Annotated in this window: 6 protein-coding genes; 5 read left to right on the forward strand and 1 reads right to left on the reverse strand. The window is 72.0% G+C overall.

What is annotated here, in order from left to right; all coding sequences use genetic code 11:
- The first annotated feature begins 342 nt into the window (after window positions 1-342).
- On the forward strand, window positions 343-1836 hold the full coding sequence (locus QTQ03_RS03560) for an MFS transporter (protein ID WP_289276703.1): 1494 nt from the start codon (window positions 343-345) through the stop codon (window positions 1834-1836).
- A gap of 105 nt (window positions 1837-1941) precedes the next feature.
- Here the strand turns inward: QTQ03_RS03560 and QTQ03_RS03565 are convergent, their stop codons facing one another.
- The gene (locus QTQ03_RS03565; RefSeq protein ID WP_289280653.1) at window positions 1942-2862 is read right to left on the reverse strand and encodes a LuxR C-terminal-related transcriptional regulator; all 921 of its coding nucleotides are present in this window, start codon (window positions 2860-2862) and stop codon (window positions 1942-1944) included.
- 533 nt (window positions 2863-3395) lie between these two features.
- Here QTQ03_RS03565 and QTQ03_RS03570 point away from each other — a divergent pair.
- From QTQ03_RS03570 to QTQ03_RS03585, 4 genes are read left to right on the forward strand one after another with little or no spacing between them, the layout of a single operon-like run.
- Complete coding sequence (locus QTQ03_RS03570; protein ID WP_289276704.1) at window positions 3396-3656, forward strand: hypothetical protein; 261 nt, start codon at window positions 3396-3398, stop codon at window positions 3654-3656.
- 25 nt (window positions 3657-3681) lie between these two features.
- The gene (locus QTQ03_RS03575; protein WP_502889684.1) at window positions 3682-5490 is read left to right on the forward strand and encodes an AfsR/SARP family transcriptional regulator; all 1809 of its coding nucleotides are present in this window, start codon (window positions 3682-3684) and stop codon (window positions 5488-5490) included.
- A complete protein-coding gene (locus QTQ03_RS03580) occupies window positions 5490-7673 on the forward strand; it encodes a TOMM precursor leader peptide-binding protein (RefSeq protein ID WP_289276706.1) in 2184 nt (727 codons plus the stop codon). The genes QTQ03_RS03575 and QTQ03_RS03580 overlap by 1 nt, the downstream gene beginning before the upstream one ends.
- On the forward strand, window positions 7670-9595 hold the full coding sequence (locus QTQ03_RS03585; RefSeq protein ID WP_502889685.1) for a TOMM precursor leader peptide-binding protein: 1926 nt from the start codon (window positions 7670-7672) through the stop codon (window positions 9593-9595). Before QTQ03_RS03580 ends, QTQ03_RS03585 begins: the two co-directional genes overlap by 4 nt.
- Window positions 9596-9601: the final 6 nt, after the last annotated feature.

Below are 9601 nucleotides of genomic sequence, written 5' to 3' on the forward strand. Positions count from 1 at the left end.
CGTTCCTACCGTGGCCCCGGCTCCAATTGCCCGCGGCCCGCCGCGCGTCCGCAGGAGTTTCCCGGAACGCGGCAGACAGGTATGCATGCTCTTGCACCAGTTGGGGAACCCGCTTCCGGTTGGGCCTTGTGGTGGCAGGGGAGCGTGCGAAGGTATGGAGGGCGGGGCGAACCGGGCCGATCGGACCGCCGCCGGGCCGGCGAGCGTTGGAGACGACGCGCGCCGAGTTATCCGTGGTTTGGTGTCGGCGTCGCGGACATGTCTTGAGGTGCTGGCGTGGCATCGCAGGCACCTCCCGCTCGGCCGTGACGACCCCGCCAGTCTCCAGGGGGCGCGGGTTACGTGAGCGCCGTCGGGCGGTCCGGACACGAGGCATCCCGGACAGCGGCGGAGTCATCGGTCCGCCGGGTGTCGGTGGTGGCCGTCGGCATCCTCGTCGTCTTCATGGTGGTACTGAACATCTCGTTGGTCGCGCTCGCGATACCAACCATCAATAGGACGTTCGGGGCCAGCAGCACCCAACAGCAGTGGCTGGTCTCCGGGTACTTCCTGACGCTCGGAACGGCGCTGATGCCCGCCGGGAGGTTCGGGGATGCGCGTGGCAGACGTAACATCTTCGTGGCCGGCACCCTGTTGTTCGTGGTGGCTAGTGGGGTAGCCGGTCTCGCCCCGTCGATGGGGTGGCTGATCATCGCCCGACTGTTCCAAGGCCTGGCGGCCGGGATGGTCACACCGCAGGTGTACGGGATGATCCAGGTCCTCTTCGCCCCCGACGAACGTGCGCGTCCGCTCGGGTGGCATGCCGCCGGGGTCGTGTCCTCCAGGGTCGTCGGTCCACCGCTCGGCGGCGTGCTACTCACAACCGGTGGACCCGAGCACGGGTGGCGGTGGATCTTCCTGGTGAACATTCCGATCGGGGTCGTCGCCGCCGTCTGGGGATGGCGGTTGATTCCCACCGTCAGGCGGGCCGAGAGACCTGACCTGGATCCGGTGGGAGCCCTGCTGCTCATCGCCGGGCTGGTGCTGTTGTGGCTGATGCAGGGGGAACTGTGGGGGCCGTTCCTCCGGTGGCTGCTCCTCTTGCCGGTGGGGCTGGGAGCTCTGGTCGGTTTCGTCGTCTGGGAGCAGCGCTACGTCCGGCAGGGCCAGCCACTATTCGACCCGCGACTGCTTCGGCTCCGCTCGTTCGCGCTGGGAACGTTCGTCGCCACGTTCTACTTCGCCGGCTACAACGCGATCTTCTATGTGTTGTCGAAGTACCTGCAGGAGGGACTTGGACACGACGGGCTGGAGGCTGGTCTCGCCCTTACTCCGCTGGCCCTGGGAGTAGCCGTCACGTCGTTCTTCGCCGCCACCAAGACAAAGTGGGTCGGCCGACCGCTGGTGATCTTGGGGCTTGTCCTGGGGGCGATCGGGTTGGCCGCGCTGGCGATCGGCGACGCCTTCCTACCCGGACCCGACTCGCCGCATGCTGCCGCACTGCCACTGCTGCTGTCCGGGCTTGGGGGTGGTCTGGTTGTCACCGGAGTGGGCGCGGGCCTGGTCATCGCCCCGAATCAGACGCTGACGCTGTCCGAGGTGCCATCGAGCGAGGGTGGTAGTGCCGGCGGCATGCTTCAGACCGGACAGCAGTTCGGTGGCGGCCTCGGGGTCGCCGTAGCCGGTAGCGCCCTTCTTGCCAGCCTGGGAAGTACGGGCAACTGGCTGACCGCCTTTCGCGTGTCGTGGTCGATCATCGTCGGCTTCCTTGTCGTCGCGCTCGTCGCGTCCCTGATCGACCTGTACTACCAGGCGTACCAGGTGACCCGGACGCTGCCGCCCGGCTGCTCGCCCTGACTGTCGCGCAGTCTGATGCGTGGGCTGCTGCCCGGACGAAGTTCCCGTTCACAGACCACCGTCACGGGATGCCGTGCCGACGGGGCCCGGGATCGGTCGGTGGGATCAGATCCAGCGGCGCAGCGCCGCCTCCACCCCGGCCTGGAAGCGGCTCTCCGCGTCGAGGCGCTGCATCAGGTCGCGGACGGTGCGGCGCACGGTGCGCTCGGAGAGCCGCAGCTGGCGGCCGATTGCCTCGTCGGTGCGCCCCTGGCGGAGTAGCCGCAGGATGGCGACGGCCTGGTCGGTCAGGCCGTGCTCGTCCGCGGTGGGCGGCCGTGGGAACGGCGTACTTCTCTCCCAGAGCATGTCGAAGAGCAGGCACAGCGCCGAGACCAGGCGGTTGCCGCGGATCTCCAGCGCGCCACGGCCGGAGCGCGGCTCGATCGGGACAAGCGCGAACTGCCGGTCGACGAGGGTCATCCGCACCGGCGCCTCCGGCATCACCCGGCTCTGCTCACCCTGCTCGGTCATCAGCTCGGCGTACGCTCGGGAGGCGACGTCGCGCAGCGTGCTCTCCTGATAGATGTGTCGGATCATCACCCCTCGGGAGAGAGCGATCCGGGTCAGCGTCTTGCCGGTTTCGATGGCCTCCGGCGGCATCGCTCGGCCGGCCGTCAGCGTCATGATGGTTTCGGAGGCGGTGCGGGCGTGCTCGGCGAGGCGCTCCCGCACCGCGTCGACCCCCTCCAGCCGGACGATCTCCTCCCGCTCGCGGTGGGTGTCGTGGCTGGCGGCGCGGGCGAGGACCGATGCGCGTGCCGCCTGGAGTTTCGCCTGCTGCGCGATCATCTGCTGCTCGGCCTGGTCGAGCAGGGCGAGCAGACCGATCTGTGGGCTGACCGCGCGTAGGGTGGCCGGTCGGCTGGTCGGCGGTGTGATGAGCGCCCGGTCGGCCAGGGCGGCAAGGGCGTCGTGAACGACCGTCTCCGGCATGTCGAGGTTCGTGACGAGTTCGTCGACGTCCCACGTCGGATGATCCAACATCGCCCAGTAGACGGCTTCGGCAGCTGCCGACACACCCAGCCGTTCGAGCAAGGTCTTCTCCTCCACTTGTGTTCACCGCGTGATCACACTAGTGGAATCCGGATCCTCCGCAAGGTTTTGAAACTGTGTTCGTTTGTCGACATGACCCTGGCCGAAGGGGGGCGAAACGGTGAACCTGAGCAAGCAGACCCGTCAATGAGACAAGTGGGGTCTACCGAAAACGAAGTCGGCAATCGTTGATTTCTGCTGCCGCCGGCGCTGCCGGAACCGGCCATGGCCGGTTCCGGCAGCGCCCGGGGTGATGACGCGGACGACGCCCGGACCGCACGCTCATCCCGACACCGCAACGAGGCGGGTGGCAGACGAGGGAGGTGCCCGATGCGCGTCGGACGGGAGTGGACAGTCGATGCGTTCGCGACCATGGCGGCGAACCCGTCGCGGATCCGATTCATCGGGGTGCCCGACCGTCGCATTGGGTTCGGCTCACAAGGGCACGCGCAGATCTGGTCGGACCGGTTCAGCGGAGGCGCGCCGTGCTGCTCACCCGGATCGCGCTGCGACCGCCGCGTGAAAACTACGACCTGTCCGCCGGCGAACTGACGGACCTGCTGTGGCTCAACGCAGCCGTGGCCGACGGTATCCGACACATCCATGCCCGCACCTTCGCCCGACAGGTGGAGATCGCGGTCTTCACCATCGCCTCCGAGCAGGCGATCTCGGACTACATCGTGCAGCGGGTCTGCCAGCGCGCGATCCGCAGTGTGCCGGCACTGCGAGGCTGGACGCTCACCTAGCGTCCGTCCGGACGGGAAAGCCGCGATGGAACGTGGCGTGGTGAGCATTCCCGGGTACGACGCGGCGGCCAGTCCCGCGGCGTTCCGGGTGCTCGGCCCGCTGACCCTGACCAGCGGCACGGACGCGCTGGTCCTGCCGCCGTCGAAGGTGACCTCGCTGCTCGCGGCGCTGCTGCTGCATCCCGACGAGGTGGTCTCGGTCGGCGCGTTGCAGGAGGCCGTCTGGGGTGACGAACGGCCCGCCTCGGCCAAGGCCGCCCTGCAGACCTGCGCGCTGCGGCTGCGGCAGCTGTTCAGTCGGCACGGCATCACCGGAAACGTGATCAAGACCGTGCCGGGGGGCTACCGGATCACCGCCACCACCGGGACCGTCGACCTGATGCGCTTCCGCGACCTGATCGGCCGGACCCGCGACGAGTCAGACCCGGAGGCGGAGCTGGCCACCCTGGAGGAGGCGCTCGGGCTGTGGAGCGACCCGATGTTGGCCAACGTGCCGTCGGAGGTGCTGCACCGCGACGTGCTGCCCCGGATCAACGAGGAGCGGGTCCGAGCGATCGAGCGGGTCTGCGACCTGAAGATCGGCCTGGGCCGCGATCGCTCCGTACTGACGGACCTCTGGACCGCGACCCGCGCCTACCCGGCGAACGAGCGCTTCTCCGCACAGCTCGTCTCGGTGCTCTACCGCACCGGTCGGCAGGCCGACGCGCTGGCGGAGTTGCGCCGGATCCGGGAACATCTCGACAACGAACTCGGCGTCGCCCCAGGCCCGGCCCTGCGCGGGCTGGAGCTGACCATCCTGCGCGGTGAACCACCCACCCCGGCCGGCCCGTTGGCCCGATCCGCAGCCACGCCGGCCCGGCACCCGGTCGCGCCCGGCTTCGTCGGCCGGGAGACGCTCGGCCGTACCATCGCCGACCGGCTCCGCGCGGGCTGCCCGATCGTGGCGCTCAGCGGCCCGCCCGGCGTCGGTAAGACCGCGCTGGCGGGGCATGTCGGACAGCTCGTGGCGGATCACTTCCCCGGCGGCCAGCTCCGGGTGGAGGTGGCCTCGACCGCCGGGTCGGCGTCCCTGCTGGAGCACGCCGAGCGACAGCTGCTCGCCGCGCTCGACCGGGGCGACGTTGCCCCGGGCGGCCGGCGGCTGCTGCTGGTCGACGACGTGATCGACGCCAGCCAGGCGCGGGACCTACCCGCCTTGTTGGTGCCCGGCGACGCCCTGCTGCTGACCAGCCGGCAGAGCCTGTCCGGTCCGGTCGCGCGGCTCGGCGGCTGGTTGCACAGGGTGGAGCCGCTCGACCCCGTCGATTCGCTGCGGGTGCTCGGCGCCGCGCTCGGGCCCGAGCAGGTCGACGCCGACCCGCGGAGCGCCGCGGGGATCGCGGCGCTCTGTGAGCACCTGCCGCTGGCGCTGCGCATCGCCGCCACCCGGATCCTGCTGCGCGCCCGGATGAACCTCGCGGAGGCGCTCGGGTGGCTACGCGCAGACCCGCTGGGCCGGCTGAGCCTGCCCGGCGAGCCGGACATGTCGCTCGGCTACCGCTTCGACGAGGCGCTGTCCCGTACCGGCGAGGCGCTCGCGGCGGTGTTCGTGCAGCTGGCCACTGCGGCACCCACCCCCATCACCGTGGGCCGCACCGCGGAGCTGCTCGGTGTCGATCCGGCCACGGCCCGCGACCTGCTCGACGGGTTGGTCGACCACAGCCTGGTGGAGGAGGCCGCGGACCACTACTGGATCCGAGGCCTGCTGCGGCACCACGCCCAGGCCGTCGCTGACCGGCTCGCGTCCCGCCCCGGCCCGCCACCACACCCGTACCAAGCGAAGGGATCCCCGTGATGAGTACCGCCTACGACGCGGTGGCGCAGACCCGGCCGCGGGTGCGCCACGACGTGCTGTTCACCCGTACCGAGGACGGGGTGGTGTTCCACAACGCCAACAGTGGCTTCCGGTTCTCCTCAGCGACCGCGTACCGACTGGCATCGCTGCTCGTCCCGCACTTGAACGGGCGCAACCAGGTCGCGGACATCTGCGCCCGGCTGCCCGCCGGGCAGCGGGCGATGATCGGCGAACTGGTGAGCGCCCTCTACGCGCGCGGCTTCGCCCGCGACATCCCCGAGGCCGAGGGCGACCCGGCGGCGATCCTCGGCCCGGCGGTGGCCACTCACTTCGCCACCCAGGTCGCCTATCTCGACCACTACACCGACCGGGCGCCGCAGCGCTTCGCCGCCTTCCGGGCCACCTCGGTCACCGTGCTGGGTGCCGGCCCGGTCGCGATCGCATGCGCCACCGGTCTCCTCCGCAACGGCGCCGCCACGGTGACCGTCTCGCCGGCGATCCTGCCGACGCTCGCGCCGGAGCTGGCCGAGCTGGACGCCGCGGGCTGCGCCGCGACCACCGTTGCGTTGCCCGCCGCCGACGGCGAGGTCGGCTGGGCCGACCTGGCCACGGCGGAGATCGTCGTGGTGGCCGCCGGTGGAGACGCGCCCCGCGCCACCCTGCGGCTGCTCGAGGCCGGCATTCCCGCCGACCGGCTGCTCCTGCCGGCCTGGGTCGCCGGCGGACGGATGTTGGTCGGCCCGGTGCAGGGTGCGGGCCGTACCGGTTGTTGGTGCTGCGCGATGCTGCGGCTCGGCGACAACGACGAGACCGGCGCCACCGGGCAGGTGTGGCAGGCTGCGGCGTTGCCGTCCGGGGCCGTGCCGGGCACCCCCGAACTGGACGGTCCGCTTGCGGCGATGGTCGGCAACCTGCTGGCGTACGAGGTGTTCCGGCTGACCACCGGAGCGTTGCCCGCCGAGACCGACGGCAGCGTCATCGTGCAGCACCTCGCGTCACTCGACGTGCTGACCGAGCCGCTGCTCCCGCACCCGCGGTGCCCGTTCTGCCAGCCGAGGGCTCCGGAGCCGGCCTGGACCGCCGTTGAGCTGGACGGGGCAGTTGTCGGGGCCGACGAGCCGACGGACCAGTCCGCGCTGGCGGAGGCAACGCTCGCACAGCTCACTGCCCACCAGCAGCTGCTCCAGCCCCATCTGGGGGTGTTCCGCCGCTACGACGACGAGCGGTGGGACCAGACCCCCATCAAGATCGGCACAGTCGAGTTCACCGACGGCAGCGGCCGGCGCCGCACCGTGAGCGCGTTCGACGTCCACCACGTCGCGGCGGCCCGGCTGCGGGCGCTACGGGTGGCGGCCGTCTCCGCCACCGGTCACACCGCGGTCGGCGCCGTCGCCGCGGACGGCGCGCCGCGGGTCGGCGCCGTTCGCCTCGGTCTCGCCTCGGGTTGGGGCGACACCGCCGCCGACGTGTGGGCCGCGGCCCGGTCACTGCTCACCGGTGAGGCGGCGGCGGTGCCGGCGGCGGTGCTGGAGCCGTTCGGGGCGGCCAACCACCGTCGTGGCGCCGAGCCGACCAGCGCCGGTGGGGGAGCGGGTGGTGATCTCGCCGAGGCCGTCCGGTCCGGGCTCGCCTCGGCGTTCGCCGGGCACGCGTTGCGGCAGGTCGTCGCCGGCCGGGTCACCGCCCGGCGGATTCGCCTCGACGCCATCGGCGCCGACCCCGAGCTGGTCTTCCTGACCAAGGCAGCCACGAATCTCGGCGTCGCCGTGGAGCTACTCGACCTCGGTGGGCAGCCCGACACCGGGGTGACGGCGCTGCTGGCGCGTTCCTTCGACCCCACCCGCGGCCAGTGGTCGTTCGGGCTGGCCGCCGATCCAGCGTGGACGGTGGCGGCTGTGGCGGCGCTGCGCGACGTGCTGGGCCAGGCGCAGCTGCGCGCCCAGGACCCCGGCGCGGTACCGGACATCGGTGACCCCGTGCTCGTCGACTTCGATGCCGGCACGGTGCCGGTGCATGGCGAGGCGGACACCGCCGCCGGGCTGGTCCACCGCTGGGCCGACGTGCTGGACCGGCTGCGGGAGCACGGGTGCGACGTGCTGGTGGCGCCTGTCGGCGGCCCGGACCTGGCCGCGGGCGGACTGGTCGCGGTGAAGGTGCTGCTGGCTGTCGGGGACCTCCGATGACGGAAGGTGATGCCATCGACGTTGGTCGGTCCGCGACCGACGAGCTGGTCTGCGCCGGGCTGGCCCGACTCCTCGCCGAGCGGGGCGACGACGCCGAGGTGGTCGCGCTGGGGGTGCGCGACGAGCTGAGCGCACCCGCCCGGCCGGCGCGTGCGCCCCGGGTGTTGCTCTACGGTCAGCTGGCGCTGCTCGGGCCGATGCCGCCGGCGGCGGCCTGTCCGATCTGCCTGGCGCGGCGCTGGCAGACGGTGCGTCACCGCGATCTGCGCGACGCGATCGAGTTGGGCGGTGACACCGTCGCGGTGGGCCCCTGGCCCTACGCGACTCCGTTCGTCGCGGACTTCCTGCATGCCCTGATCGAGGCGCACCGCACCGCAGGAGGCGCCTCGGTCGGGCCCGGCACCGCCGATGCCGCGGCGGGGGAGGGCGGCACGGTACTCCAGGTCGACCTGTCCACGCTGCGGGTGCACCGGGCTCCGCTGCTGCCCGACCCCGAGTGCCCGAGCTGCGGCAGCGGGCTCACCGACGCGCCGGAGCTGGCCGCGATCGAGCTGCCCGCCACCCCGAAGCTGGCGCCGGGTACGTTTCGCGGCCGGGACCTGGACGACTACCCGCTGGACGTCGAGGCGTTCGCCAACCCGGTCTGTGGCGCGCTCGGCGCGACCCTGTGGCAGGACGTCACCTCGCTCTCCACGTCCCCGGCGGTCGGCTCGTTCACGTTGCGCAGCGGCCGTTACCTGCGGGAGACGCTCTACGGCGGGCACGCCGACGGCTACCGGCGCAGCGCCCGGATCGCGGTGCTGGAAGGACTCGAGCGCGCCGCTGGCCTGCGCCCGCGCCGCAAGCGCACCGCGGTCACCGCGACCCTGCGGGAGCTGGGCGGCGACGCCCTGGACCCGCGCGAGTGCGGGCTCTACACCGACGCGTTCTACCAGGCCAATCCATACCTCCACCGGTTCGACCCGGACCGGCCCATCACCTGGGTCTGGGGCTGGTCGCTGCGCGACCAGCGCGCGTTGCTGGTGCCGGAGATCCTCGTCTACTGCCACGCGGCGAGTGTCGAGGAGCGCTTCGTCCAGGAAACGTCGAACGGCTGCGCGTCCGGCGGGTCCCTGCTGGAGGCGGTCTACCACGGCCTGATGGAGGCGATCGAGCGGGACGCGTTCCTGCTGGCCTGGTACGGCGGCCGGTCCTTGCCGGAGATCGACCCGGTCAGCATCGACCGGCCACAGACCCGGATGATGATCGACCGGCTGGCGATGTACGGCTACCGAGCCCGGTTCTTCGACACCCGGATGACCTTCGACATCCCGGTGGTGACCGCGGTGGCCGTCCGCGAGGACGGCGGCCTCGGCACCCTTGCCTTCGGCGGTGGGGCGAGCCTCGACCCGGAGGCCGCGATCACCGCGGCGCTGTGCGAGATCGCCACCGACTCGGTCATGGTGCGAGTCCGCGCCAGCGCCGACGAGCCCCGGCTGCGCCGCATGGTGACTGACTTCACCCAGGTACAGGGCCTGCACGACCATCCTCTGCTCTACGGCCTGCCGGAGATGGCGCGGCACGCCGCGTTCCTGCTGGAGCACGGCCCGCCGGTGGTCCCGATGGCCGAGTTGTACGGGCGGGACCGCCCCGCCCCGCCGGTCGCCGCCGACCTGCGTGACGACCTCGAACGCTGCCTGAAGACGGTGACCGCGCAGGGCTTCGACGCGATCGCCGTCGACCAGACCTCCCCCGAGCAGCGCGAGCTGGGCCTGGCGACGGCGAGCGTGGTGGTCCCGGGCCTGCTGCCGATCGACTTCGGCTGGCTGCGCCAGCGCGCCCCGCACGCACGGCGGCTGCGGACCGCGTTCCGCGCCGCCGGGCTACTCGACCGCGACCTGCGCGACGACGAAATCCACTCCGTTCCCCACCCGTTCCCGTGAGGTGCT

The sequence above is a fragment of the Micromonospora sp. WMMA1363 genome, assembly GCF_030345795.1.
Lineage (GTDB): Bacteria > Actinomycetota > Actinomycetes > Mycobacteriales > Micromonosporaceae > Micromonospora.